The following is a 25,797-nucleotide window of genomic DNA, read 5'->3' on the forward strand; positions in this document are numbered from 1 at the left end:
CGACGATGCCATCGCCTCATGAATCGTTTCAAGTAAGCGCTTGCTGGCACAAGGTACGGAGACCCTCAGGAGACGTCAATGATTCGGACAGGAATTGATGGAAAGCGGAGGGGGCGCCGGGGCGGGTCGCGGTGCGCTCCCGGTGACCGATCGTCAAGTGAACTCGCAGGTGGGCGACTTGCGGTCGCCCCCTCGAACGCCGGACAGGCCGTCGGCCGCGTTCACGGGAAGACCGAAAGGAGTCAGAGGCCGCCGTGTTGAGAGGCGCGGACCCGGGACGGGTCGGCTGAGCGATCTGACGGAGGGTGAGGGGGGGTGGCGAGCGGCTGCCGCGGGGGATGAGAGATGCCGGGGGCTGGAACTGGCCAGACACCGACGGCGTCGGTCGGCGCTGGGGCCGGAGAGGGGCCACTTGCCGTCGTGCGCTCGGCACCGGGCAGCCACCGGCTGTCGTGCGCTCGGCACCTGGAGGCCACCCGCCGACGTGCGCTTGAAACCCGGGAGGCCGCCTGCCGCGCGGCCGCCTGCGGAGGCGGTCGGGAGGCATATGACGGGCTGACGAACGCCCCCTCTGGCGGGCGCCTACCCCCACCCAGTCGCTCGGCAGCCGTGTCCCGTCTTCGAGTCGCTCGGCAGCCGTGTCCCGTCTTCGAGTCGCTCGGCAGCCGTGTCCCGTCTTCGAGTCGCTCGGCAGCCGTGCCCCGTCTTCGAGTCGCTCGGCAGCCGTGTCCGGCCTTCGCCCCCGTTCCGCCGGCGCCGTGACGCTCGGCTCTCGGGGAGGGGTGCCGGGCCCCGAGCCCGGCACGTTCCCCCCCTCCCCCCAGAGGGCGCCGCCGAGCCCCCGCGTCCTGCCCGCACATGCGAAACGGCCTGGTCCACGGATTCCGTGGACCAGGCCGTTTCGGCTGGTGGGCGATACTGGGTTCGAACCAGTGACCTCTTCGGTGTGAACGAAGCGCTCTCCCACTGAGCTAATCGCCCGGGCGCAGGAAGAACATTACCCCATGTCAGGGGGTGCCTCGGACACAGTGCGGATGTCGGGCGGCCGGCCGTCCCGCGCTACTGGTTCTTGATGTTCCAGGGCATCTCGAAGCCGAACTTCCAGAGGTAGATCCCCGCCAGGACGCCCACGATCACCAGGCCGATCGTCGTCAGGATCAGGTTCCGGCGCCGGACCCGGGGGTCGAGGGCACGCTGGGTCGCCTCGGTGACCTTCCGCTTGGTCCAGCGGAGCACCAGCTGCGCCCACACGAACTCGGTCGCCCAGATCGCCATGCCACCGAAGATCACGACCCAGCCCGGGCCTGGCAGGGGGAGCATGATCACGCCGGCCACGACCACCGCGAGGCCGATGATGAAGACGGCGACCTGCCAGCTCAGGTGCAGCATCCGGCGCGCCTTGACGAATTCCGGCGCGCGAGACCCCAGCGGCGTTTCCTTGTTCGCCACATCGGCCTCGCTGTTCGCTACGTCCGTCTCACTGTTCGTTCCGTCGGCCGCCACCGCGACCTCCCCCGTTCCGTTACTCCCCGTGTCCATACGGCCAAACCCTACCGGAGAGAAACCGGTCACCGGAATGGTCGAACCGACTGAAGTCGGCCTCGGCCGGATGAGCTACCAAAAGCGACGCAAAACTCCCAGAGGGGTTTACAACGGCACCGTAGGTGGCATGTCGATTTCGCCGACGTGCGAATCCCCGAGCGCACACTGAGCGAAAGGCCTTGGCGCTTATGAACACCACGGTCAGCTGCGAGCTGCACCTGCGCCTCGTTGTGTCGAGCGAGTCCTCACTGCCTGTTCCCGCGGGACTGCGGTATGACACGGCCGATCCCTACGCCGTGCACGCCACCTTCCACACCGGAGCCGAGGAAACGGTCGAATGGGTGTTCGCCCGCGACCTCCTCGCCGAGGGCCTTCACCGGCCCACCGGCACCGGCGACGTCCGTGTCTGGCCGTCGCGCAGTCATGGTCAGGGCGTCGTCTGCATCGCCCTGAGCTCGCCGGAGGGCGAGGCACTGCTGGAAGCCCCGGCGCGGGCTCTGGAGTCCTTCCTGAAGCGCACAGACGCCGCCGTGCCACCCGGCACGGAACATCGGCACTTCGACCTCGATCAGGAGCTGTCGCACATCCTGGCGGAGAGCTAGACCGAGACCCCACAGAGCCGCCCGGCGCCGTCCACTCGGGGAGACGGCTCGGGCCATGACAACCGCATACGGCTCAGGCCGACCGATCGACGCCGTCGCAGCGGGGTTCCGCGCGGCGGCGTCCGTGTGCGCTCAGTGACGGAGGGCCGCCGGCCCGGCCGCCGAACGGATCACGGCCGGCCACTCGGGCACCGACCACTCGGGCATCGGCCTACTTGGGCACCGGCACCCCCTCTGACCACGTCCCCTGTGGTTTTCCGGCCTCTGGGCCGGTCCGTCCGGTCTGCGGAGCCGTTACCATCGGCCAGCATCGGCGGGCGGCTGCCCGCCCCTCGCAGGCCAGGGAGCGAAACGTGTTGATCACCCACGACACCCGGTGTGCCCTCGACACGGTGGTGGATCTGGTGAACACCGCACCGGAGAACGACACGGCGACGGACGGGCTCACGGATGTCGCGTCGCTCGGCGACTTCGTGCGGAACCACAAGGTCAGCGATGTCGGCGCGCTGTCGGAGTTCGATCTCGCCGCCGTGCGGAAGGTGCGCGGCAGGTTCGCCGAGGTCTTCTCGGCGCCGGACCCCGGCTCCGCCGCCACGGTCATCAACGACCTCGTCGCCGCGGCCGGCACCACGCCCCGGCTCACCAACCACGACGGCTACGACTGGCATGTGCACTACTTCGCACCCGGTGCTTCCGTGGCCGACCATCTGGCCGCCGACTGCGGCATGGCCCTCGCCTTCTTCGTCGTCGCCGGGGAGCAGGAGCGGCTGCGTCGCTGCGAGGCGCCGGACTGCCGGCGAGCCTTCGTCGATCTCTCCCGCAACCGTTCGCGCCGCTACTGCGACAGCCGCACCTGCGGGAACCGCCTGCATGTGGCCGCCTACCGGGCACGCCGCAAGGAAGCGGCCGGCTGAGAGGAACCGGCGGGCCGAGAGGAAGCGGCGGGCCGAGAGGGAGGCCGCGCCGTCCGGACCCGGCCCGTGAGCGCCGGGCCGGTGGGAGGCACCGGGGGCTGACGGAGCCCTCGACGGGTGACGTCAGGGGCTCCGTTTACGGCTCAGAGCATCAGCAGGTCGTGCAGTGACGCCATGAGCAGCAGGCAGCCGATCACCGCAAGGAAGATCATCAGCGGTGGCTGGGAGAGCGCGAAGAGACAACCTCGCCGCTCCTCGGGCGGGGCGGTGGTGTCGCTCTGTTCTGTATCCAGCATCTCGCCGCGATGATGACGCAGCGAGGTCCCTCCGCGCGATCAACCGACCTCGAATGACGGAGAGTTCGCCAATATCCACAATGTCCCGAGCGATCGTGATCACTTCGGCGCCGCCGGTCGACCTACTGTGTCGTTTCAGTCCGTTCGGCCCATTCGGCTCATTCGATCCACGCGGGACATGGAGTCATATGCCGTGCTTCTTCAGGATCGCCTCGATGTCGCTGAAGTCGTCCGCGGCGGACGCGCCGGGGCTCTTCGGCCGGGACCCTGTCGTGGGGCGGCCCGCCGGGCGGGCCGTGCCGCCCAGTGAGGGCGCGGAGGCGGCCGGGGCTATCGCCTCCGTACGGGACGCCTCGGCCGCCTTGCGGTCCTTGCCGGTGCCGGCCCGGCGCCGCTCCACGGCGCGTGTGGTCATGAAGAGGAACCAGGCGACGCCCAGCACTCCGAAGCCCGCCCAGGCGGTCGGGCTGAACGCGGTGTCCGCCAGCCACTCCACGACTCCGGTCATCACCAGACCGAGGGGCACGAGCGCGTAGGCGGCGATGCGTGTCGCCCTGAGGAACCGCTTCCGGTACGCCGTGATCGCGGCGAGGCCCAGGCCGGCCGCTGAGACGGCGGCGCAAACTGTCTCGGCAATCATCCGGTCCTCCAAGGCGCAGCGCGGCCGGGCGGTCCGTCCGTCCTTTCCATCCTGCACCGCCCCACGCCCGATATGCCATGGTCCGGGGAGACCTCAGGGACATCTCCGGGTCGTCTCGGGGTCGGCGGCCGGTGCGGAACCGGCCGATTGGGCCGGGGCGGTCCCCGGCTGGAAGACTGAGCCCATGAGCGACTCCTCCCCCGTACCGCCCGCCGTCGTCCTGGACGTCTGGTGCGAACTCCAGTGTCCGGACTGTCACAAGGCTCTCGACGACATCCGGGCGCTGCGGGCCCGCTACGGCGACCGGCTCGACATCCGGCTGCGGCACTTCCCGCTGGAGAAGCACAAGCACGCGTTCGCTGCCGCGCAGGCCGCCGAGGAGGCCGCGGAGCAGGGGCAGGCGTGGCCGTACGTCGAGGCCGTGCTGGGCCGGGTGGAGCGGCTGGACCGCGACGGGGAGCCGTTCCTGGTGGAGGCGGCCCGTGAACTGGGCCTGGACGCCGAGGAGTTCGACACCGCGCTGATCGACGGCCGGCACATCCTGATCGTGGACGCCGACCAGGCCGAGGGCAAGGCGATCGGCGTGACCGGCACCCCGACGTACGTCATCGGCGGTGAGCGCCTCGACGGCGGCAAGAGCCAGGAAGGGCTCCGCGAACGCGTCGAGGAGATCGCCGACCGACTCCTGGCCGAGGGCGCCTGACAACACGGCACGGCCCCACCGGCGGCACGGCCCCACCGGCGACGCGCCCCCCGCCCCGTGGAGGCCGAGGCCATGCCGCCCCGCACGCGCCTTCGGCAGAGGCGGACGTCCCTGCCGTCGCCGCGCGCCTGGCTCGGTCCCATCGACGACCCGGCCCCGGCCGACGCCCATGCCCCCTGCCTGGCTCACGCACGAGCGATGGGGTCGGCCTTCATGCCACCGCCCGTGTGCCCGCAGCCTGCGTCGCGCTCCCCCAAGCGGGCCCGCCGTGCCGCCGCTCCTGCCCGCCGGCCGGAGCCCCACCCCCTCGGGCGGTGTTCAGAGCAGCGGCTTGGAGAGGTGGTAGGCGGTCGTCTCGTAGCCCAGTGACTCGTAGAGGCGTTCGGCAGGGGTGTTGCCCGCGAAGACGTTGAGCACGAGAGTCGTCCTGCCGGCGGCCAGGGCCTGGGCCTCGGCGAGCAGCATGAGGGTGCGGCCGTGTCCCCTGCCCCGGTGCGCTGGGGCCGCCTCGACGTCGTACACCCAGGCCGCGTCCTCGGGCAGCCACAGCCAGAGGGTGCCGACCCTCGTGCCCTCGTGCTCCAGCACGCTGCACACGTTGTTCGGGGAGGCCGGTCCGTGCGGCAGGCACCGCTCGTAGTCCTCGCCGGCCCGCGCGTACGCCTCCTCCTCGGGGACCCCGCGGGCGACCAGGTCCTGGGCGTAGCCGTCGAGCCCGGCCTCCTTCCAGGGGCCGAACTCGGCCTCGGTCATGGGGCGGGCCCGGCTGCCCTCGGGCAGTTGCGGCGGGGTGCCGAGCGGCTTGCGCATGTTGCGGTTGCGCAGGACGTAGCCGAGCGTCTCCGCCAGCCGCAGCGCGGGCTCCGCGCCGGCCGGGACGGATGCCTCGATCCGTCGGCAGCCCCAACCGCGGGCCACCTCCTCGGCGGCCAGCGCGGCCACCGTGGCCCGGCCACGCCGACGGTCCGGTTCCTCGATCCGCAGGTCCAGGATCTGGGCGGCCGAGGACGCGGGACCGGGGCGGGTGCCCAGGTGTATCTCTCCGACAGGGCGGCTGTTCACGCACACCTGGTAGCGGCGCGAACGGGACCCGTCGGCTGCGTACTGGAGCGGCTCGATGGGCCGCAGGGTGGTGGTCATCACGGGTGTTCTACCCGTCTCACCGCCCCCCTGTCCGCCGAATATCGCCGCCGTTCACGGATCGAGGTCGTTCCCGGACCGCTCGTCGAAGATCCGCATGGCCTTGGCCGCGACCGGGCCGGACGCGCCGGGCAGTTCGCGGCCGTCCACGCGGTGCACGGCCTGTACGTCCCGCAGGCTCGACGTCAGGAAGACCTCGTCGGCGCTCTCCAGGACGTCCATCGGCAGGTCGGTCTCGCGGGCGCCGGTCCATTCCACGACGAGGGCGCGGGTGATGCCCGCGAGACAGCCGGAGGCGACCGGCGGAGTGTGGATCTCGCCGTCGAGGACGACGAAGACGTTGGAGCCGGTGCCCTCGCAGAGCCGCCCGACGGTGTTGGCGAACAGGGCCTCACTCGCGCCCTGTTCGTGGGCGCGGGCCAGCGCGACGACGTTCTCCGCGTACGAGGTGGTCTTCAGGCCGGTGAGGGCGCCGCGCTCGTTGCGGGTCCAGGGGACGGTGATCACGGCGGTGGAGTCGGCGCGCCGGGAGGTCTCGCCGAGGGCGACGACGAGGGTGGGGCCGAGGTCGCCGCGGTCGGAGCCGAGCGGGGACACACCTCCGGTGTAGGTGATGCGCAGCCGGCCCAGCGGCATCGGGTTGGCGTCGAGGACGGCGGAGCAGGCGCGGCGCACCTCGTCGTGGTCGGGCTCGGGCAGCCCGAGGCCGCGCGCCGAGCGGGTGAGCCGGTCGAGATGGCGGGTGAGGGCGAACGGCCGCCCGTCGACCGTCTTGACGGTCTCGAAGATGCCGTCGCCCACGGTGAGCCCGTGGTCGAGGACGGAGACACGGGCGGAGTCGATGTCCTGCAGCCCGCCGTCGAGCCAGATCTTCACGTAAGGGTCCTCCCACTCGCCTCGTACGTTCCCGACGCTACCGCGAGCAGTCGGGCGGCCTTCAGCTCGGTCTCCCGCCACTCCGCCTCGGGGTCCGACCCCCAGGTGATGCCCGCACCGGTGCCGAACCGCAGCCGGCCCGCCGGCCGGTCGATCCAGAAGGTGCGGATGCCTACCGCCAGCTCTCCGGTGCCCCGGTCGGCGTCGACCCAGCCGATGCCCCCGCAGTACGGGCCGCGGGGCGCCGTCTCCAGGGCGTCGATGATCCGCAGGGCGCTGGACTTCGGGGCCCCCGTGACGGAGCCCGGCGGGAACGCCGCGGCGAGCAGCTCCGGCCAGCCGGCGTCCGCACCCAGTTCACCCCGCACGGTCGAGACGAGGTGGACGAGCCCGGGGTGCTTCTCCACGACGCACAGGTCCGGCACGGTCACGGAGCCGGTGGCGCAGACGCGGCCGATGTCGTTGCGGACCAGGTCGACGATCATCACGTTCTCGGCGTAGTCCTTCTCCAGGAGGTCGGCCTCCGTCCGCCCGGTCCCCTTGATCGGGCCGGACTCTACGGTCCGGCCGTCGACCCGCAGGAACAGCTCGGGGGACGCGGTGGCTATCTCCACGCCGTGACCAGCCAGGCGAATCGTTCCGGCAAACGGTGCCGGGTTGCCGCGGGCCAGCAGCGCGGTCAGCGCGTCGACGTCGGCGTCCGGCGCGACGGGCGCGGACAGCACCCGGCAGAGGTTCGCCTGGTACACCTCGCCGGCCGCGATGTGCTCCCGGATGCGGCGTACGCCCGCCGTGTACGCCTCGCGGTCGAGCGACGACGTCCAGTCGTCGACGGCCGGACCGCGCCACTGCCCCGGCACCGGCGACGGGACCGGCTCGTGCCGTACGTCACTGAAGCGGGCGCACACCACACCGCCCTCGAAATCGGCGTTCACCGCCCAGAAACCGGACGAGTCCAGGGCGGCGGGATCGCTGGTCACATCGGCGAGACCGGTGGCGACAAGGTTGCCGAAGCGGGCGAGAGGAGGCAGGTCGGACACGCAGTCGAGTCTAGGACGGGCGCCCCGCGGGCGGCCCCGGCCGGGTGGCGGAGTGGACGCACCGCAGCACGCTGCACAAACGCGTTTTTGTACTGGCCCGGGAATCCGCTAGAGTTCAACTCGTCGCCGGGACGCGAGAGCGGACCGAAACGACAAGCGGACGTAGCTCAGTTGGTAGAGCGCAACCTTGCCAAGGTTGAGGTCGCGAGTTCGAGCCTCGTCGTCCGCTCGAAGGAACAAGGGGATCTTCCCGACCCCCTCACTCCTGGTGGAGTGGCCGAGAGGCGAGGCAACGGCCTGCAAAGCCGTCTACACGGGTTCAAATCCCGTCTCCACCTCCAAGGACGATTAGCTCAGCGGGAGAGCGCTTCCCTGACACGGAAGAGGTCACTGGTTCAATCCCAGTATCGTCCACTGGATCTTCGACAGATCGTCGAAGGTCTGACCCGCGCGATTAGCTCAGCGGGAGAGCGCTTCCCTGACACGGAAGAGGTCACTGGTTCAATCCCAGTATCGCGCACGCGGTAACTCCGTGATCTTCGGATCACATCCCGAGGACGATTAGCTCAGCGGGAGAGCGCTTCCCTGACACGGAAGAGGTCACTGGTTCAATCCCAGTATCGTCCACACCTCGAAGCCCCCGGCCGTCTCTGCGGCCGGGGGCTTCGGCGTGGGTGGGTTCAGCTGGAGAACAGCATGTGACCGAAGCCCCGGTTGTGGTGGCCATGGTGTCCCCCGTGGTGGCCGCCGTGAGGGGCGCCCCAGGCGGGAGCGGAGTGGTGACCACCGGCCGGGTACTGCGGGGCGGCCGGGGGCGGCGGGACGGCGGGGCCGCCCCACTGGGACTCCAGGCGGGTCAGCGCCTCCAGCTCGCCGTAGTCGAGAAAGATCCCGCGGCAGCCACTGCACTGCTCGATCTGGACACCGTTGCGGTTGTACGTGTGCATCGGCGCATGGCACTTCGGACACTGCATGTGCATGGTTCGGCTCAACTCCTCGCCGTTGGTGCTGCTTCGCGTTACGCCAGGACAGACACTGCCCGGCGGTGGTCGGTTGCACCCTACTTCGGGAAATCGTTCGCCAACTCAGGCGGGACGGCACTCATTCGGTCACATGCGTCGATAACGGCCCCTTGCACGTCGTCCAGCGGGCGGCCCGCCGCCGTGGACTTGGCGACGGCCAGCGCGGCCGTCTGCACGGTGAGTGCGCGGGCCGGTACGTCGAGTACGGGCCACGGGTCGGCGTCGACGTCGGCGGGGACAGCGGGGCCGCCGGCCCGCTGGTAGGCGGTCAGGAAACGTGTCCAGACGTCGGGTGCGAGGAGACCGCAGGCGTACCAGGTCGCCGGGCGGGCGAGGTCCCAGGCGGGGACGCCGACGCCGACGTCGTCGACGTCTATCAGGCGCCAAGGGCCGTTGCCCGCCGGGTGGCGGACCAGCTGCCCGAGGTGCAGGTCGCCGTGGCACAGCGTGGTCGAGTCCGGCATGGGGGCCTCGGCCCTGGCCCAGGCGGGGAGGGTTCGCCACGCGCGGAGGACGGAGGGGGTGGCGGGGTGGTCCGGCGCGGTGCCCGTGAGACGGGCAACGGCCCGGGCCGCCTTCGCGGGTCCGTGCATGGGCGGAAGGCCCGGGGGTGCCGGGCGTCCGTGGAGGTGGGCGAGGAGGGTGGCGGCCTCCTCCCACGGGGCGTCCTCGGGGGCCTCGGGATCGACCGGGGTGCCGTACGGCCAGAACGTGACCAGGCGGCCGTGGAGGGAGGACGGGCCGGGGTGGAGGGGGGCCAGGAGGAGGTCGGGGTGGGCGCCGGCGACGGCCAGGCGGAGGGCGAGGTGGGCGGGGTCGGTGTCGGGGGCGTGCGCCTTGGCGACCGTGTCCGCGTGGCGGACGACCGTGCCGTCCTCCCGTTCCGCGAGGACCGTGTCGGGGTGGGAGCAGGGGGCGGCCTGCGGGTGGGCCCTACTGCGCACCTTCGCCCTGAGGGCGGGCAGGACATCGGCGGTGGTCATGGGCTCCCCCTGCGGAAGGTACGGCACGCTGGCGGTGAGCCTACGCAGTCGGACGAGGACGGGACGACTGTCGGCCGCAGGGCGGCCCACGGGAGGGGCGGTCGTCCGCAGCCGGCATGGACGCGGGGACGGACGAGACGACGGGCGGGTGTCGGCGGTGCGAGGGGAGCGCCGCCGGGGCGGACGGACGTCGGGCACAGACGGCTGCTGGGGCGGACGGCGGGCGCGGGTGCCGTGGGGTTCGCGGGCAAAGGACAACGCCCGCGCAGCTCCCCAGCTGCGCGGGCGTTTATTTGCCGTCCGCCGCACCCCCGTCCCCACGGGGTTTCATGGATGGATGTCCCCACCCGGACCGCTCTTCCGGGCCTGGAGTCGCCGGTCAGCGCCCCAGCATCACACCCACGGACGACGCCTGTGTGACCACTGCCTCCCAGCCGCCGAAGGCGTACACGAGCAGGGCCGCCAGGGGGAGGACCATCGCGGTCGCCACCAAGGGGTGGCGGCGGCCCGCCCCGCGCTCGGCGGTGAACACCCTGCGCTCTCGCGTGCGGAGCGCCGTCCGCGGTGCCGTGTGGGCCATGGTCCCTCCTCCTGACCGATCTTGTCTGTGGTACTTGTCGTTGGCAGCGGCGGGTGCCTGACCTCGGGGGACGAGTGCTGCACCCGCCGCTTGACCTCAAATCTAGGCGCGCGGCGCGGACGGGTCGTCATGCCCTCGTACCGATTGGCGGGCCTCCCGGAGGATGAGCGATGGGCTGAGGAGTACTCCCCAGGGTGGAGACGAGGGCCTAGGTCTCGGGGTCTTCCCGGAGGGGACGACCGGAAGATGCGTGGAGTGTCCCTTCTGTCGGGGCTCGGCGCGCTGCCGGCGGGACCATCGGCGGAAGAGGGTGACTTCGCTCACTTCGGCGCCGTCGCGGCGTACCGTCAACGCCGTCCGCTGGCCGGTCCCGCCGACGATCACTCCGCGGTCGCGTGTCATGTCCGCGACTTCCCCATCGCTCTTCACACGGCCTTCCTCGGGTTCATCAATCCCCGTGGTCCTCGCGGCGGTTGAGATCACCACGAGCCCAACACGCGCCCGAACTCGTGTTCCCTGACCGTCTTTCATCTCACGGGAGCGCGGCCGACAATCGATCGGGGCGCGAGGGCGCGGCCTCTGCGCACGCCCGGCCGTGGAAACGTAAGCTGTGGCTCGTCAGACGGAACGGGCAGCGGGGATGAACATGGCGATGATGCGCCTGAGGCGCGAGGACCCGCGCGTCGTCGGCTCGTTCAGGATCCACAGACGGCTGGGCGCGGGCGGGATGGGCGTTGTCTACCTCGGCTCGGACCGGCGTGGACAGCGAGTCGCGTTGAAGGTGATCCGACCGGACCTGGCGGAGGATCAGGAGTTCCGGTCGCGGTTCGCGCGTGAGGTGTCGGCCGCGCGGCGGATCCGGGGCGGGTGCACGGCCCGGCTGGTCGCCGCCGATCTGGAGGCGGAGCGGCCCTGGTTCGCCACCCAGTACGTACCGGGCCCCTCGCTGCACGACAAGGTCAACGAGGAGGGCCCGCTCTCGGCCGCCGAGGTGGCCGCGGTCGGCGCCGCACTCTCCGAGGGGCTGGTGGCCGTGCACGAGGCCGGTGTCGTCCACCGTGACCTCAAGCCGTCCAACATCCTGCTGTCCCCGAAGGGGCCGCGGATCATCGACTTCGGCATCGCGTGGGCGACCGGCGCCTCCACACTGACCCACGTCGGTACGGCCGTGGGGTCGCCCGGGTTCCTCGCACCCGAGCAGGTGCGCGGTGCCGCGGTCACCCCGGCCACCGACGTCTTCTCCCTCGGCGCCACGCTCGCCTACGCGGCGACCTCCGACTCCCCCTTCGGGCACGGCAGTTCGGAGGTCATGCTCTACCGGGTCGTGCACGAGGAGCCGCAGCTGCGCGGGGTGCCCGACGCGCTGGCCCCGCTCGTCCGGGCGTGCCTGGCGAAGGATCCGGAGGAGCGGCCCAGCACCCTGCAACTGTCGTTGCGGCTCAAGGAGATCGCGGCTCGTGAGGCGCAGGGACTGGTGGACGTCCGGCCGCCCGCGCCGCGCACCGACCCGGACCGGCCCTCGGGCCGGCTCGCCGAGCAGTACGTCGAGCAGCGCACGCTGCGGCAGCCGCCGGAGACCCGGGCGGCGCAGCAAGGGAAGTCGGGTGCGCCGGGGACGCCGCCGCCCCGCACGGGGGGCGGCTCCCGTACCGGCGGTGGTCCACGTACCGGCGGTGGCTCCCGGCCCGGCGGGCGGTCGGTGCCGGGCCGCGGCACCACCGGCTCCGGCAAGCGGCCCGCGCCCCGCAGTGGCGCCGGGCGCCCGGGCCCCCGTACGAACGGAACGGGACGGAGGCCCGCCAATCCGCGGCTGCTGCGTCAGCGGCTCGTCGTGTTCGTGGTGGTGACCCTGCTGGCGGCGCTCGGCATCGCCGCGGCCCAGGGATGTCAGGGTCCGGCGCGCGGACTCGGCGTGGACGGGGTGCGGCACGAGCGGACGGTGCTGGAGCCGGACGGCGACTGACGGCCGGGGAGAGTCAGGGGGCGGACGAACAGAGTTCGGACGGACCGCCGGGTTCGGACGGGACACGGTTCGGACCGCCGCCGCTTCACTCGCTGCGCGTGCTGCCGCACCACGGCTCGCCCGTGCGCTACGCCTGCGGTCGTCCTGTCGCCACCGCGTAGAAGGCCACTGCCGCCGCCGCGCCCACGTTCAGGGAGTCGACGCCGTGGGCCATCGGGATGCGGACCCATTCGTCGGCGGCCATCAACGCCTTGGTGGAGAGGCCGTCCCCCTCGGCGCCGAGCATCAGGGCGACGCGGTCCATCCTGTGCGGGGCGGCCTCGTCGAGGGACTTCGCCTTCTCGTCCGGGGTGAGGGCGAGGAGGGTGAAACCGGCGTCGCGTACCGCGTCGAGTCCCTTGGGCCAGACCTCCAGGCGGGCGTACGGCACGGAGAAGACGGCGCCCATGGAGACCTTGACGCTGCGGCGGTACAGCGGGTCGGCACAGTCAGGGGAGAGCAGGACCGCGTCCATGCCGAGGGCGGCGGCCGACCGGAAGATCGCGCCGATGTTGGTGTGGTCGTTGACCGACTCCATGATCACCACCCGGCGGGCGGTGCCCAGCAGGTCGACCGCCGTCGGCAGTGGCTTGCGCTGCATGGAGGCGAGGGCGCCGCGGTGCACGTGGTACCCGGTGACCTGTTCGGCGAGCTCCGGGCTGACCGCGTAGACGGGGGCCGGGAGCTCGTCGATGACATCGCGCATGACGTCGACCCACTTGGCGGAGAGCAGCATCGAGCGCATCTCGTAGCCGGCGTCCTTGGCCCGGCGGATGACCTTCTCCCCCTCGGCGATGAACAGGCCCTCGGCGGGTTCGCGTCTGCGGCGCAGTTCGACGTCGGTCAGGCCCGTGTAGTCACGCAGGCGCGGGTCGGCGGGGTCCTCGACGGTGATGAGTTCGGCCACAGGGTGATACTGCCTTGTCCTGGGTGCGGTGCCAACGGCTTGGTACGGGTGGGTTACCCGCGGTTACTTGACGGGGTTCGGGCCCACGGTCACGACCTCGCCGATGACGATGACCGCCGGCGGCTTGATCTCCTCGGCGACGACCGTCTCGGCGACCGTCGCGAGGGTGGCGTCGACCCGGCGCTGGGCGGCCGTGGTGCCTTCCTGGACCAGGGCGACGGGGGTCTCGGGAGACTTGCCGTGCGCGATGAGCGTCTCGGCGACCTTGCCGATCGTGCCGACGCCCATGAGGATCACCAGCGTGCCGGTGAGCCTGGCCAGGGCGGGCCAGTCGACCAGGGAGCGCTCGTCGTCGGGGGCGATGTGCCCGCTGACCACGGTGAACTCATGGGCCACACCCCGGTGGGTGACGGGGATTCCGGCGGCGCCCGGGACCGAGATCGAGCTGGAGATGCCGGGCACGACCGTGCAGGGGATGCCCGCCTCGGCCAGCGCCTGGACCTCCTCCATGCCGCGGCCGTAGACGAAGGGGTCGCCGCCCTTGAGGCGCACGACCGACTTCCCCTGCCGGGCGTGCTCGATCAGGGCGTCGTTGATGGCCTCCTGGGCCATGAACCGGCCGTACGGCAGCTTCGCCGCGTCGATCACCTCGACGCTCTGCGGCAGTTCCGCGAGCAGGTCGCGCGGGCCGAGGTGGTCGGTGATGACCACGTCGGCCTCGGCGAGGAGACGACGGCCCCGCACGGTGATCAGGTCCGGGTCGCCGGGCCCGCCGCCGACGAGGGCGACTCCGGGGGTACGGGTGCGATGGTGCGGGGCGACCAGGGTTCCGTCGCGCAGGCCCTCGACCACGGCGTCGCGGATCGCGGCGGTGTGGCGGGGGTCGCGGCCCCTGGCATCGCTGGTGAGGACGGCGATCGTGACGCCCTCGCTGGTCCCGGTGGCCGGGGTCCAGGCGGTGGCCGCGTCGGCGTCGTCGGAGCGGACGCACCACACACGGTGCCGGTCCGCCTCGGCCGAGGCCCGGACGTTCGCCTCGGTGTCGCTGGTGGCGATGAGGGCGTACCAGGCGTCGGCGAGGTCGCCCTCGGTGTAGGACCGCTTCTCCCAGGTCAGTTCGCCGGCGTCGGCCATGGCCTCCACCGAGGGGGTGGCCGTCGGGGAGACGAGGAGGATGTCGGCGCCTGCCGCGATCAGGGCGGGCAGTCGGCGCTGGGCCACCTGGCCGCCGCCGAGGACGACGACCTTGCGGCCGGTGAGGCGGAGGCCCACGGGGTAGGCGGGGTGTTCGGCCATGAGGGTGCGGCTCCTCTGGTGGCTGCGGTGCGAGACGGAGCCCCTGCGGCTTTGGAGCGGCCCCTGACGTGCGGATTTTAAGGCGCGGGCGAGGGTGCGGCGGGGGCGGGGTGGGATTTGTCTCCCTACCCCCGCCCCTTTTCCGTACGGCCTCGGCGGGGGCGTGCGGGCGCCCGGCGCCCGCTCCCCCTCTACTTCTCGGTGGCCCACCTCTCGGTGGCCCGGCGGCTACTTCTCGGTGACGCCCGCCGAGTCGAAGGTCGCCACCTCGTGCATCGCTCTCGCCGCGCTCTGCACGACCGGCAGGGCCAGGAGGGCGCCGGTGCCCTCGCCGAGGCGGAGGTCGAGGTCGACCAGGGGTCGGAGGCCGAGCTTCTTCAGCGCCGCCACATGGCCGGGCTCGGCGCTGCGGTGGCCCGCGATGCACGCGGCGAGGACCTCGGGGGCGATGGCGCGGGCGACCAGGGCGGCGGCGCCGGCGCTGACGCCGTCGAGGATCACCGGCGTACGGAGGGAGGCGCCGCCGAGGAGGAGGCCGACGATCGCGGCGTGTTCGAAGCCGCCGATCGCGGCCAGCACGCCGATGGGGTCGGCCGGGTCCGGCTGGTGGAGCTCGATGGCGCGGCGGACGACCTCGGTCTTGCGGGCGAGGGTCTCGTCGTTGATGCCCGTGCCTCGGCCGGTGACCTCGGCCGGGTCGGCGCCCGTGAACACCGAGATCAGAGCGGCGGACGCCGTGGTGTTGGCGATGCCCATCTCCCCCGTCAGCAGGGCCTTGTTCCCGGCGGCGACCAGATCGCGGGCCGTCTCGATGCCGACCTCGATGGCCTTCTTGGCCTCCTCGCGGGTCATCGCCGCACCGGTGGTCATGTCGGACGTACCGGCGCGCACCTTGCGCGGCAGCAGACCGGGGGTCGCGGGCAGGTCGCTCGCCACACCCACGTCCACGACGCAGACCTCGGCGCCCACCTGGTTGGCGAAGGCGTTGCAGACCGCTCCCCCGCCGAGGAAGTTGGCGACCATCTGGCCGGTGACCTCCTGCGGCCAGGGGGTGACGCCTTGGGCGTGGACACCGTGGTCCCCGGCGAAGATCGCGACCGCCGCGGGCTCCGGGATCGGCGGCGGGCACTGGCGGGACAGACCCGACAGCTGGGCCGAGATGATCTCCAGCATGCCGAGCGCGCCGGCCGGCTTGGTCATGCGCTTCTGCCGCTCCCACGCCTCGCCGAGCGCCTTGGCGTCCAGCGGGCGGATCCCGGCGACGGTCTCGGCGAGCAGGTCGTGCGGCTCGGCGCCGGGCAGGGCACGGCGGCCGTACGTCTCCTCGTGGACGACCCAGGACAGGGGGCGGCGCTTGGCCCAGCCCGCCTGCATCAGCTCGGGCTCCTCCGGGAACTCGTCGACGTACCCGACGCACAGGTACGCCACGACCTCCAGGTGCTCGGGCAGGCCGAGGGCGCGGACCATCTCGCGCTCGTCGAAGAAGCTGACCCAGCCGACGCCGAGGCCCTCGGCGCGGGCCGCGAGCCACAGGTTCTCGACGGCGAGGGCCGAGGAGTACGGGGCCATCTGCGGCTGGGTGTGACGGCCCAGGGTGTGCCGGCCGCCGCGCGTCGGGTCGGCGGTGACCACGATGTTCACCGGGGTGTCGAGGATGGCCTCGATCTTCAGTTCCTTGAACTGCTTGGCCCGGCCCTTGGGCAGCGACTTGGCGTACGCCTCGCGCTGGCGCTGAGCCAGTTCGTGCATGGTCCGGCGGGTCTCGGCGGAGCGGATGACGACGAAGTCCCACGGCTGGGAGTGGCCGACGGAGGGTGCCGTGTGGGCGGCCTCCAGGACGCGCAGCAGCACGTCGTGCGGGATGGGGTCGCCTCGGAAGCCGTTGCGGATGTCGCGGCGCTCGCGCATGACCTTGAGGACAGCCTCGCGCTCGGCGTCGTCGTAGGGCGGCGCGGCCGGGCCGGCGGGCTGCGCCGCCTCTGCCTCTTCGGACGCCTCGTCCACCGCGGCCACGCTCTCGTCGGCTGCTTCCACTGCCTCGGCCTCCTCGCCGTCCTCCTGGTCGGCGGCCCTGGTGTCCAGGTCCTCCGCGTTCTGGACGACGTCGGTCCGCTCCTCGGTCGCGGCGGCGACCGGCTGCGGTACGACGATCGTCTCGGCCTCGGAGTCGCGTGGGGCGGGGACCATGGCGACGGGTTCCGCCACCGGCTCCTGCTCCGGTGCCTCGTCGGCGGTCTCCCCGGGCGCCGCCGCGGTGGCGGGCGCCGACCGGTCGTCGGCGGGCAGCGGCGGTACGACCATGCCCTGGGGCGGGGTCGGGGCCAGGTGGGGGGTGGTCGGCACCGAGCCCTCCACCGGCACGAACTCGCCCACCGGCTGCTCGGTCCCCGGCGCCTGGACCCCGTCCGCGAACGGGACGTCGGCGGGGGACCCTGCCGGGGGCTGGAGGACGGCGCCCTGGGGCGCGTGGATCTGGGAGCCGACGACGGCCACGGGGGTTTCGGCGCCTACGGGCTCGACGGCGACCGGATCGGCCGACGGGGCCGGCTCGGCCGGCTGTGCGGGGGCCTGGGTGCCGGCCGGGTCGGGCGCCTGCGCGGCGGCCTCGTCGGCGGGCGCCTCCGCTGCGGCGACGGCCTCGATCGGGGCGGCCTCGGCGGGGGCGGCCTCGTGGGGCTGGTCCGCTTCCTGCGCTTCCCCTGCGTCCACGGTCGCGTCCGCGGCGGCCTGGGCCTCGGTCTCCGACGGCTGGGCGGCGGGCTCCGGGACCTGGTCCGCCTGCTCGGCGGCGTCCTCCGCGACGGGGGCGCCGGGCTCGGCGGCCTGGGGGCCCTGTACGGGGGGCTGCGGCTGTGCGGGCTCCGATGCCGGTGCCTCTGCGGTGGCCTGCTCAGGGGCGGTCTGCTCATCGGTGGCCGCCTGCGGCCCGGGCTGCGCCGGCTCAGCAGCCGAGGGCTCGGCGGCGGGCTGGGCCTCGGCCGCGGGGGCATCGGCCGACTGTGCCGCCTGGGGCTCCTGGGACGCCTGGGGTTCCCCTGCCGTGGCGTCCGCCGACTGCGGCTCCGCCGACTGCTGGGGGTCCTGGGCGTTCGCCGCGTCCGACGGCTGGGGCGCGTCCTCGGCCGGCGGGGTATCGCCCTCGGCCTGATCGGCCGGTGCGTCAGCCACGGGCGGCTCGCCCTCGGCCGCGGGGGCGACCGTCTCGTCCACCGGAACGGCGGGCGTCGGCTGCTCCTCGGCGGTGCCCGACTCCGTCTGCTGGTCGGAGGTGGCGGCGGCCTGCTCGGGGGTGGCGCCGGCCGCGGCCTCCGCCGCCGTGGTCCCGGCCTCGGCCGGCGGCTGGGCGGGAGCGTCGGCGGGTCGGGCCGCGTCCTCGGGCTGCTGCGGGACCGGGGAGACGTCCTGGGCGTCGGCGGGTACCTGGGCCTCGATCGGCTCCGGACCCTGCGCGGCCGGCGGGAACGGAGTGGCGTCCGGGACCTGGGTCTCCCGGGCGACGAGGGCGTCGAGGGCCGACGCGGTGGGAGCGCCGGCGGCGGACGGCTCGGCCGCGCCCGGGGCGACGGTCGCGGCCTCCTCCGGTGCCTGCGCCTGGGGCGCCGACCCCGCGGGCTCGGGGTTCTGAGGGGTCTCGCCGCTGGGGGCGGACTCCACGATCGGCTGGGCGTCGGCGGGAGCGGGGGCGGCGTCCGCGACCCTGCCCGGCTCGGCGTCTGCGTCGGCGGGGGCGGCCGTCTCCGCCTCGGCGGCGGGGGCCTCCTCCGCGACGGGCTGAGCCTCGGCGACGGGCTGGGGTGCGGACACATCGGCGCCCGGCTCGATCTCAGCGACCATCTGGTCCCCGGCGACAGGCTGAGCCTCACCCACCGGCTGAGCCTCACCGACCGGCTGAGCCTCACCGACCATCTGGTCCTCGGCGACCATCTGGTCCTCGGCGACCGCCTGGCCCTCAGCGACCGGCTGAGCCTCGCCGGGCTCGGCGACCGGCTCGGCCGTCTCGTGGGCGCCCGCCTCGGCCGTCTCAGGGGCGGCGGGCGCCTCCACCGGCTGCGCGGCGGGGGCCGGGGCGACGGCCTCCGTGACCAGCACCTGACCGGTGGCGAACTGGGCGACCGCGGCTTCCTGGGCCTGGGCGTAGGCGGCGTCCTGGGCGTCATGGAGGGCTTCGGCGTCCTGCTCCGCCTCCGTGACCTGCGCGGACTCCATCACCGGTGCTGTCTCGGCGACGACGGCCACGGCCTGCGCCTCCTGCGGAACGACCGTTTCTGCAGCCTGGCCCTGGGCGGCGGCCGCGGGCTGTGCCGTCATGGCCGGGGACACGGGGGTGCCCCACGGTGTCACCCCCTGCGGGGGCACATCGAGGTACTCGGGTCCGGTGGTGGGCGGACCGGAGGGGCGCACGGCGCCGGGCGGGGCGGGGGCTCCGGCGGGACCGCGGTCGGCGAGGGAGCGGACCGGGCTGGCGGAGGCGTCCGGGGTGGGCGGACCGAGGTGCAGCGGCCGGCGGGCCACCGGCGGCTGCGGGACCGGGGTGGCGACGGGGTGTCGTACGGCTCCGAGGTCGATCGAGCCGCTGTCCCGGCCGGACGTCTCGTGCGGGCCGGGCTCGTGGACGACCTGGACGACGGGTTCGGGGGCGGGCGGGGGCACTTCGTTGCCCCATGCGCCCTGGGCACCCGGCAGCAGCAGCTCGTCGTCCTCGACGGGGGTCTCGGAGAGGTAGGTGTACGCACCCGGCGCGGCGACGCCCGGCTGTTCCACCATGCCTGCGCTCTCCGGCTGCCCCTCGGCCGGGACCTGGCCGGTGTCGGTCATGCGTACCCCTCGCCCATCGGTTAGTGCCTCCATGCCAGCTGGCCCGGAACGGCGCACCGACCGTTCCACATGTGGAGAACGAGCGTGCGTGCCCAGCGGCACGTGACGACCCGCCTGCATGTCGACAAAGCCATTCGGTGTAACCGTTCAACGGCCATTGTCGCGGTCGTCCCGCCGTCGCGACAGCTTGATCGGCGACGGTCCGCTGTGGACTGCGCCACGTTGCGCGCCCTCCGGTTCCGCCGTACCACACACGCCCTCAAAACGGGCGCGCTTTCCGGACATTGACCGACGAAGTATCGGGTGCCGGAGTGCGGTACGACAGTCGGCCAGCCTACCGCGCCGGTACGACAACCGGATCACTGGGAACGATCGGGCAAAGTCCCGCTGAGCAGGAACGCGACGCTCCGCTCGCGCTCCGTCCAGGCCCTCGTGTCGAGTTCGACGGACTGGACGAACTCGCACCGGACGTCGTACCCGTGCTCGGTCAGGTCGCGTCCGACACGCTCGGCGGCGGGGCGGGTGAGGGCGTGCGTGACGATGCACCGAGGGCGCCGGTCGGCGACGGCGGAGACCACCGCCGCTCCCCCGCCGCCGACGCGTACGACGTCGGGTTCGGGGAGGTTCTCCAGGATGTGCGGGGCGTTGCCGTGGACCACCTGGAGCTGCACGCCGAAGCGGCGGGCGGCGAGGGTCGTCCGGCCGCACGCCTCGGGGTCGCGGTCGACGGCGATGACGGCGGCGCCGCAGCGGGCCGCCTCGGTGGCGAAGGCTCCGCTGCCGCAGCCGATGTCCCAGACGAGGTCGCCCACGCGCGGCCCGAGGCGGGCGAGTTGGGCCGAGCGCAGCAGTTCGCCCTCCCCCTCGCCCAGGGCGCCGCCGTAGACATGGGCGGGCAGGGACCAGCCGCGGGGGCCCGCGCCGGGGTCGCGGCCGGCGATCCAGCCGCCGTCCTCGGTGGCACCCGTGGGGCCGATGACGATGACGAGGTTGGGGTCGCGCCAGGTGTGGTCGGCGGCCTTGTCGGAGGTGACGACGGTGACGCGTTCGCGTTCGGTGCCGAGTTCCTCGCAGATCACGAAGGTGCGGTGCACCCCTTCGAGGAGCAGGCCGAGTTCGGCGGGTCCGGCGCCGGGAGAGGTGAGGACGGCGACCTTGGTGTGGGCGCGGCACACGTTCACGGCGCGGCGGAGCGTACGGCGGTGCGCGACGACCACCTGTGCGTCGTCCCAGGGCATTCCGGCGCGGGCGAAGGCGGCGGCCACGGAGGAGACACCGGGGACGACCTCGACCTCCAGGCCGTATTCGGGGGCCCTGAGCGTGCGGACCACTCCGAAGAAGCCGGGGTCGCCGTCGGCGAGGACCACGGCGGTGCCGCGGTGGGCTGCGATGCGGCGGGCGGCGAGGGCGACGCTGCCGAGCCGGATGCGTTCGGCGGCCGGCGGCACTTCGGGCAGGGCCAGATGGTGGGCGGCGCCGGCGACGAGTGTGGCGGCGGCGAGGGCGGAGCGCGCCGCGGCGGTCAGGGGGGAGCCGTCCCAGCCGATCACCGTGACCCGGTCGGCCATCGTCGTCAGTCTCCAGAGGGTTTTCGCAGCTCGTCAGGGAAGCCCGCACGGGGTCCCGTGAGCGTACCCGGTGACGGGGCGGGGTCCGGCGGCCGGGCTGCGGCCGTAAGCGCCCGCGGGTTGTTCAGTTCCAGTCCGAGTACGCGCCGAAACCGCCGCTGTCGGCCAGTTCCTCGCTGACGCCCTCGATGTCCTCCGGGAGGAGGCTCCAGACGATGTAGTCGGTGCGGACCTCGGTCCAGCCGTCCTCGGGGGTGCGGGCGCGCGCTATGCAGGCGTTGCGCAGGACGCCCTCGCTGATACAGCCGATCTTCTGCGCGACCTGCTGGGAGGCGGTGTTGTCGGCGGCGGTGCGCAGCTCGATCCGTTCGAACTTCTGCTCGCGGAACAGCCATTGGGCGGTGGCGAGGGCCGCTTCGGAGGCGTAGCCCTCGCCGCGTGCCCAGGGGGCGACGACGTACGACAGTTCGGTGGACCGGACGTGCCAGTCGGTCCTGGTCAGCTGGATGACGCCGACGAGGCGCTGGGTGAGGAACTCGGTGACGGCGAGATCGAGGCCGCGGCCGGAGGTGCGTTCGGCGGGCGCGTACTCGGTGATCCAGGTGCGGGCGCCGGCCTCGGTGAAGGGCTGCTGGACGTCGGTCCAGGCCATCACCTGCTCGTCGTTCATCATCTCGGTGAGCGCCTGGACGTCGTCCTCGTCGAACGGGCGCAGGACCAACCGCTCCGTGCTGATGGAGATGTCGGGAAAGGTGCTCGTCATGCGCCGCTCCGTAACCTTCGAAAACCTTGGGGGCTGCTGAACTGCCCAGCATGCAGCATGAAAGCACTCAATCGCACCACGGGGCCCACTCCCTGTGAGGGAGCGGACCCCATGCGTGGCGATACGCCGTATACGTGCCGCCGATTCGTCGGGACGGCTCAGAAGGACGGGAGGGCCGACCCGTTGCTCCACTTGTCCTCGATGAACTTCTTCACCTCGGGGGAAGTGAGGAGCTTGGCGAGCTTCTTGACCCGCGGGTCGTCCTCGTTGCCCTCCTTCACGGCGAGGAAGTTGCCGTTCGGGTTGTCCTTGGCGGGCTCCACGGCGAGGGCGTCGTCGGCGGGCGACAGGTCGGCCTCCAGGGCGTAGTTGCCGTTGATGACGGCCGCGTCGACGTCCTCCAGGGAGCGCGGGGTCTGGGCCGCCTCCAGCTCCTTGAACTTCAGCTTCTTCGGGTTGTCGGCGATGTCGGCGGGGGTCGCCGCGTTGTCCGCGCCGTCCTTGAGCGTGATGATCCCGGCGGCGTCGAGGAGCTTGAGGGCGCGTGCCTCGTTGACCGTGTCGTTGGGGACGGCGATGGTGGCGCCCGTCTTCAGGTCGTCCTTGCTCCTGACCTTGTCGGAGTAGAGGCCGAGCGGCTCCAGGTGCACGGTGACGACGGGCACGATGTGGGTGCCCTGCTTCTTGTTGAAGTCGTCGAGGTAGGGCTGGTTCTGGAAGTAGTTGGCGTCCACGGAGCCGTCCTCGGTGGCCGTGTTCGGCAGGACGTAGTCGGTGAACTCCTTGACCTCCAGCTCCAGGCCGGCCTTCTTCGCCAGGTTCTCCTTGACGAAGGTGAGGATCTGGGCGTGCGGGGTGGGGCTGGCGGCGACGACCAGCGGGCCGCTGGTGTCGGAGGCGGTGTCGGCCTCGCCGGAGCCGCAGGCGGTGAGCCCGAAGGTGAGGGCTCCGGCGGCGAGGACGGCGGTGGTGAACTTGGCGGTGTTACGCACGAAAAGTGCCTTTCCTTTTGGGTGGAGCTGTCCCGTCGTGGGTGGGACGGGACGTCTGCGGGTGCCGGGCGAGCTGCGCGGAGGTCAGACCTTGGTGACCTCGGGGGCGGGGGTTCCGGCCTTCAGCAGCCGGAGCCTCGGGGCGGCTCCCGAGCGGCCGCCGCGGCGGTGCAGGGCGCGGGCCGCGTAGTCGCCGGCGAACTGGATGACGGAGATGACGACCGCGAGGACGGCCACGGTGATCCACATCAGTTCGGTCTCGAAGCGCTGGTAGCCGTACCGGATGGCGATGTCGCCGAGGCCGCCGGCGCCGACGGTGCCGGCCATCGCGGAGTAGCCGATGAGGGCGACGACCGTGGTGGTCGCGGAGGAGATCAGCGAGGGCAGAGCCTCCGGCACGAGGACCTTGCGGACCACGGTCCAGGTGTTGCCGCCCATCGCCTGCACGGCTTCGACGAGCCCGTGGTCCACTTCGCGGACGGCCGTCTCGACCAGGCGCGCGAAGAACGGGATGGCGCCGATGGCGAGCGGCACGATCGCGGCCTCCCGGCCGATGGTCGAGCCGGTGATCCAGCGGGTGAAGCCCATCAGCGCGACCATCAGGATGATGAAGGGCATCGAGCGGGCGATGTTCACGATCTGCCCGATGACCTTGTTGGCGAGCACGTTCTGCAGGAGGCCGCCGCGCTCGGTGAGGACGAGCAGCAGGCCGAGCGGTAGTCCGCCGACGACCGCGATCAGCGTGGACCAGCCGACCATGTAGAGGGTGTCCCCACACGCCTGCTCCAGCAGGGGCCGCATCTCGGTCCAGTTCACTTGGCGCCTTCCTTCACGAGAACGGACTCCTGGCCCGCGCGGCCGAGCACGTCGATCTGGAGGCCCTGCTCGCGCAGGAACCCGATGGGGACGACGTTGTCCTCGTAGCGGCCGGGCAGTTCGATGCGCATCCGGCCGATCTGGAGGCCGCCGACGGTGTCGATGGCGGCGCCGAGGATCGAGATGTCGATGTTGTAGGTGCGGGACAGCTGGGAGATGACCGGCTGGGTGGCCGCCTCGCCCTGGAAGGTGACGTCGAGGACGGTGCGGTCGTCGCCGGACGCCTCGCCGGTGACCGGGAAGAGCGCGGAGGCCAGCTCGGAGCCGGGGGTCGCGAGGAGTTCGCTGACGGTGCCGGACTCGACGACGCGGCCCTTCTCCATGAGGGCGGCCGAGTCGCAGATCGACTTCACGACGTCCATCTCGTGCGTGATCAGCAGGACGGTCAGGCCGAGCTGCCGGTTGAGGTCGCGCAGCAGCGTCAGGATCGAGCGGGTCGTCTCCGGGTCGAGGGCGCTGGTGGCCTCGTCGGAGAGGAGCACCTTCGGGTCGCCGGCCAGGGCGCGGGCGATGCCGACGCGTTGCTTCTGGCCGCCGGAGAGCTGGGCCGGGTAGGACCTGGCCTTGTCGGCGAGGCCGACGAGGTCGAGCAGTTCCAGGGCCTTGCGGGAGCGCTCCTTGCCGGAGGTGCCGAGGATCTCCAGCGGCAGTTCGACGTTGTCCTGGACGGTGCGGGTGGACAGCAGGTTGAAGTGCTGGAAGACCATGCCGATACGGCTGCGCGCCCGGCGCAGCTCCCGGCCGGCGCGGGGGCCCCGGCCCGCGAGGGCGGTGAGGTCCTGGCCCGCGACCGTGACGGTGCCGGAGGTGGGTCGTTCGAGGAGGTTGAGGCAGCGGATCAGCGAGGACTTGCCGGCGCCGGACTGGCCGATCACGCCGTACACCTCGCCCTCGCGTACGTGCAGATCGACGCCGTCGAGGGCGGTGACCTCGCGGCCACGGCCGCGATAGACCTTGGTGAGGCCCGATGTGGTGATCACTGGGTTTCCATCACTGTCGAGTACGCGGGCGTGGATGTGCCCGGGTACGGGAGACAAGGGTGTGCGCGGGGCATGAAGGTCACGTACGGCGTGCGGCGTACGGACGTGCCACAGGTGCTCGCTTCGGGGCGCGAGCTCAAGGGGTTGTGCGGGGGCCCTCTAGAAGGCGCACATTCGACACGTACAACGAGCACCGGGCGTCATGGTCGCCTCGGTCGCACAGCTGCGGCAGCTCGTCGTGGTCATGAGATCAGTAAATCAGACGTATAGCGGGGGTGAGAGACGGCTGTCCGTATTACGGACAGCTAGGGTCTGCGGAGCAGCAGGTCAAGCGCGTGCTGTCCATCCTTTGGGCACCGTTGACTGTGGTGAAGGCCACGGCGTCCGGCAGGGGCGCTCGTTGGTCCGGGGCCGGGCGCGGCGGGTGTTTTTCGCCGTAATAGGGTCGCGGCATGCTTGTTGCCCTGACGGTGGCGACCGCCGTCGCCGCGCTTCTGCTCGCCGCGTGGTGCGGCTGGGCCGCGTACCGGGACCAGCCGACCAAGGACTGGCACTTCATCGGGATGGCCGTGGTGACGGTGCTGACCCTGGTGCAGCTGGTGGTCGGGATCGTGCTGCTGGCGCGCGGTGAGAAGCCCGAGCAGGGCACGACGATCTTCGTCTCCTATCTGCTCGGGTCCTTCGCCTGCATTCCGGTGGCGGGGTTCATGTCCCTGGCGGAGCGCACCCGGTGGGGCAGCGTGACCGTCGCGGCCGGCGGTGTGGTGCTCGCGGTGCTGCAGGTACGGCTCTACGACATCTGGGGAGGCTGAGGTGACGGCCACGGACGACAAGCCGCGGGAGAAGAAGCGGACCCGTCTCATCGGCGGGCCCGGGATGCTGCTCGTCTGGCTCTACGGCGTGATGGTCGTCGGAGCCGTGTCACGGTCCGCCGTCCAGATCTCCACCGAGTTCGAGCACGCGCCGCTCGCCTACTCGCTCTCCGCGGTCGCGGGTGTCGTGTACGGGTTCATCACGTACTCGCTGGTGCGGGGCGGGGAGTTCGCCCGGAAGGCGGCACGGGTGTGCTGCGCGGTCGAGCTGGCGGGCGTACTGATCGTGGGGACCTGGACGCTGGTCGAGCCGTCGGCGTTCCCGGACAAGACGGTGTGGTCGGACTACGGGATCGGCTACCTGTTCATTCCGGTGATCCTGCCGGTCACCGCGATGTACTGGCTGCGCAAGAGCGCGCGGCGGGGAACAGCCGCCTGACATGCGTCA

General features: G+C 72.3%; 23 protein-coding genes and 6 tRNA genes. 11 read left to right on the top strand and 18 right to left on the bottom strand.

Annotated features, from left to right (window positions below; translation table 11 throughout):
* Positions 1–906 precede the first annotated feature (906 nt).
* Positions 907–981, bottom strand: a tRNA-Val gene (locus tag ACZ4Z2_RS17255).
* A gap of 78 nt (positions 982–1,059) precedes the next feature.
* A complete protein-coding gene (locus ACZ4Z2_RS17260; protein WP_468076797.1) occupies positions 1,060–1,539 on the bottom strand; it encodes a TIGR02611 family protein in 480 nt (159 codons plus the stop codon).
* A gap of 191 nt (positions 1,540–1,730) precedes the next feature.
* Between ACZ4Z2_RS17260 and ACZ4Z2_RS17265 the strand changes: the two genes are divergently transcribed.
* Together ACZ4Z2_RS17265 and ACZ4Z2_RS17270 are read left to right on the top strand one after the other, a co-directional pair.
* Positions 1,731–2,144, top strand: a complete 414-nt coding sequence (locus ACZ4Z2_RS17265) for an SsgA family sporulation/cell division regulator (protein ID WP_004002642.1) — start codon at positions 1,731–1,733, stop codon at positions 2,142–2,144.
* 353 nt (positions 2,145–2,497) lie between these two features.
* Complete coding sequence (locus tag ACZ4Z2_RS17270) at positions 2,498–3,058, top strand: CGNR zinc finger domain-containing protein (protein WP_468076799.1); 561 nt, start codon at positions 2,498–2,500, stop codon at positions 3,056–3,058.
* A gap of 143 nt (positions 3,059–3,201) precedes the next feature.
* On the opposite strand, the gene ACZ4Z2_RS17275 is transcribed toward ACZ4Z2_RS17270, so the two are convergent.
* Positions 3,202–3,354, bottom strand: a complete 153-nt coding sequence (locus ACZ4Z2_RS17275; protein WP_468076801.1) for a hypothetical protein — start codon at positions 3,352–3,354, stop codon at positions 3,202–3,204.
* Between the two features lie 184 nt (positions 3,355–3,538).
* Positions 3,539–3,994: a hypothetical protein gene (locus tag ACZ4Z2_RS17280; protein WP_468076803.1), complete on the bottom strand. Its 456-nt coding sequence runs from the start codon at positions 3,992–3,994 to the stop codon at positions 3,539–3,541.
* 184 nt (positions 3,995–4,178) lie between these two features.
* Between ACZ4Z2_RS17280 and ACZ4Z2_RS17285 the strand changes: the two genes are divergently transcribed.
* A complete protein-coding gene (locus ACZ4Z2_RS17285) occupies positions 4,179–4,697 on the top strand; it encodes a DsbA family protein (RefSeq protein WP_468076805.1) in 519 nt (172 codons plus the stop codon).
* A 318-nt stretch (positions 4,698–5,015) separates the two neighbouring features.
* Here the strand turns inward: ACZ4Z2_RS17285 and ACZ4Z2_RS17290 are convergent, their stop codons facing one another.
* Genes ACZ4Z2_RS17290 through ACZ4Z2_RS17300 form a run of 3 tightly spaced genes read right to left on the bottom strand, consistent with a single transcriptional unit; the run spans position 5,016 to position 7,753 of the window.
* Positions 5,016–5,837, bottom strand: coding sequence for a GNAT family N-acetyltransferase (locus tag ACZ4Z2_RS17290; RefSeq protein WP_468076806.1), 822 nt, complete (start codon positions 5,835–5,837; stop codon positions 5,016–5,018).
* A gap of 54 nt (positions 5,838–5,891) precedes the next feature.
* Positions 5,892–6,713 (bottom strand): aminotransferase class IV, encoded by an 822-nt coding sequence (locus tag ACZ4Z2_RS17295; protein WP_468076808.1) that lies wholly within the window; start codon positions 6,711–6,713, stop codon positions 5,892–5,894.
* A complete protein-coding gene (locus tag ACZ4Z2_RS17300) occupies positions 6,710–7,753 on the bottom strand; it encodes a chorismate-binding protein (protein ID WP_468076810.1) in 1,044 nt (347 codons plus the stop codon). The genes ACZ4Z2_RS17295 and ACZ4Z2_RS17300 overlap by 4 nt, the downstream gene beginning before the upstream one ends.
* 156 nt (positions 7,754–7,909) lie before the next feature.
* Between ACZ4Z2_RS17300 and ACZ4Z2_RS17305 the strand changes: the two genes are divergently transcribed.
* From ACZ4Z2_RS17305 to ACZ4Z2_RS17325, 5 genes are all read left to right on the top strand, one after another.
* Positions 7,910–7,982 (top strand) — tRNA-Gly (locus ACZ4Z2_RS17305).
* Positions 7,983–8,020: 38 nt separating this feature from the next.
* Positions 8,021–8,094, top strand: a tRNA-Cys gene (locus ACZ4Z2_RS17310).
* 1 nt (position 8,095) lies between these two features.
* A tRNA-Val gene (locus ACZ4Z2_RS17315) sits at positions 8,096–8,167 on the top strand.
* Between the two features lie 34 nt (positions 8,168–8,201).
* A tRNA-Val gene (locus ACZ4Z2_RS17320) sits at positions 8,202–8,273 on the top strand.
* 35 nt (positions 8,274–8,308) lie between these two features.
* Positions 8,309–8,380, top strand: a tRNA-Val gene (locus ACZ4Z2_RS17325).
* 53 nt (positions 8,381–8,433) lie between these two features.
* On the opposite strand, the gene ACZ4Z2_RS17330 is transcribed toward ACZ4Z2_RS17325, so the two are convergent.
* The 3 genes from ACZ4Z2_RS17330 to ACZ4Z2_RS17340 form a co-directional block, all read right to left on the bottom strand.
* Entirely contained in the window at positions 8,434–8,727 is a 294-nt protein-coding gene (locus ACZ4Z2_RS17330; protein ID WP_468077100.1) for a TFIIB-type zinc ribbon-containing protein, read from the bottom strand.
* 86 nt (positions 8,728–8,813) lie between these two features.
* Positions 8,814–9,758, bottom strand: coding sequence for a phosphotransferase family protein (locus ACZ4Z2_RS17335; protein ID WP_468076812.1), 945 nt, complete (start codon positions 9,756–9,758; stop codon positions 8,814–8,816).
* A 379-nt stretch (positions 9,759–10,137) separates the two neighbouring features.
* Positions 10,138–10,338, bottom strand: a complete 201-nt coding sequence (locus tag ACZ4Z2_RS17340; RefSeq protein ID WP_055716924.1) for a hypothetical protein — start codon at positions 10,336–10,338, stop codon at positions 10,138–10,140.
* A 640-nt stretch (positions 10,339–10,978) separates the two neighbouring features.
* Between ACZ4Z2_RS17340 and ACZ4Z2_RS17345 the strand changes: the two genes are divergently transcribed.
* Positions 10,979–12,301, top strand: a complete 1,323-nt coding sequence (locus ACZ4Z2_RS17345; protein WP_468077102.1) for a serine/threonine-protein kinase — start codon at positions 10,979–10,981, stop codon at positions 12,299–12,301.
* 127 nt (positions 12,302–12,428) lie between these two features.
* Here the strand turns inward: ACZ4Z2_RS17345 and ACZ4Z2_RS17350 are convergent, their stop codons facing one another.
* The 8 genes from ACZ4Z2_RS17350 to ACZ4Z2_RS17385 all read right to left on the bottom strand — a co-directional run bounded on the left by ACZ4Z2_RS17350 (position 12,429) and on the right by ACZ4Z2_RS17385 (position 24,537).
* A complete protein-coding gene (locus ACZ4Z2_RS17350) occupies positions 12,429–13,247 on the bottom strand; it encodes a TrmH family RNA methyltransferase (protein WP_468076814.1) in 819 nt (272 codons plus the stop codon).
* A 63-nt stretch (positions 13,248–13,310) separates the two neighbouring features.
* Positions 13,311–14,543 (bottom strand): uroporphyrinogen-III C-methyltransferase, encoded by a 1,233-nt coding sequence (gene cobA, locus ACZ4Z2_RS17355; protein ID WP_468076816.1) that lies wholly within the window; start codon positions 14,541–14,543, stop codon positions 13,311–13,313.
* A gap of 228 nt (positions 14,544–14,771) precedes the next feature.
* A complete protein-coding gene (cobT, locus tag ACZ4Z2_RS17360) occupies positions 14,772–19,358 on the bottom strand; it encodes a nicotinate-nucleotide--dimethylbenzimidazole phosphoribosyltransferase (protein WP_468076818.1) in 4,587 nt (1,528 codons plus the stop codon).
* Between the two features lie 359 nt (positions 19,359–19,717).
* Entirely contained in the window at positions 19,718–20,926 is a 1,209-nt protein-coding gene (gene cbiE / locus ACZ4Z2_RS17365; RefSeq protein ID WP_468076820.1) for a precorrin-6y C5,15-methyltransferase (decarboxylating) subunit CbiE, read from the bottom strand.
* 124 nt (positions 20,927–21,050) lie between these two features.
* Positions 21,051–21,689, bottom strand: coding sequence for a GNAT family N-acetyltransferase (locus tag ACZ4Z2_RS17370; RefSeq protein ID WP_468076822.1), 639 nt, complete (start codon positions 21,687–21,689; stop codon positions 21,051–21,053).
* Between the two features lie 158 nt (positions 21,690–21,847).
* Positions 21,848–22,681: a MetQ/NlpA family ABC transporter substrate-binding protein gene (locus tag ACZ4Z2_RS17375; RefSeq protein ID WP_468076823.1), complete on the bottom strand. Its 834-nt coding sequence runs from the start codon at positions 22,679–22,681 to the stop codon at positions 21,848–21,850.
* Positions 22,682–22,765: 84 nt separating this feature from the next.
* A complete protein-coding gene (locus ACZ4Z2_RS17380; protein WP_468076825.1) occupies positions 22,766–23,497 on the bottom strand; it encodes a methionine ABC transporter permease in 732 nt (243 codons plus the stop codon).
* Positions 23,494–24,537, bottom strand: a complete 1,044-nt coding sequence (locus ACZ4Z2_RS17385; protein ID WP_468076827.1) for a methionine ABC transporter ATP-binding protein — start codon at positions 24,535–24,537, stop codon at positions 23,494–23,496. The genes ACZ4Z2_RS17380 and ACZ4Z2_RS17385 overlap by 4 nt, the downstream gene beginning before the upstream one ends.
* 452 nt (positions 24,538–24,989) lie before the next feature.
* Between ACZ4Z2_RS17385 and ACZ4Z2_RS17390 the strand changes: the two genes are divergently transcribed.
* Both ACZ4Z2_RS17390 and ACZ4Z2_RS17395 read left to right on the top strand, forming a co-directional pair.
* Complete coding sequence (locus ACZ4Z2_RS17390; RefSeq protein ID WP_468076829.1) at positions 24,990–25,349, top strand: hypothetical protein; 360 nt, start codon at positions 24,990–24,992, stop codon at positions 25,347–25,349.
* Position 25,350: 1 nt separating this feature from the next.
* Complete coding sequence (locus ACZ4Z2_RS17395; RefSeq protein ID WP_468076831.1) at positions 25,351–25,788, top strand: hypothetical protein; 438 nt, start codon at positions 25,351–25,353, stop codon at positions 25,786–25,788.
* Positions 25,789–25,797: the final 9 nt, after the last annotated feature.

This window comes from Streptomyces sp. NPDC030183, from assembly GCF_055573455.1.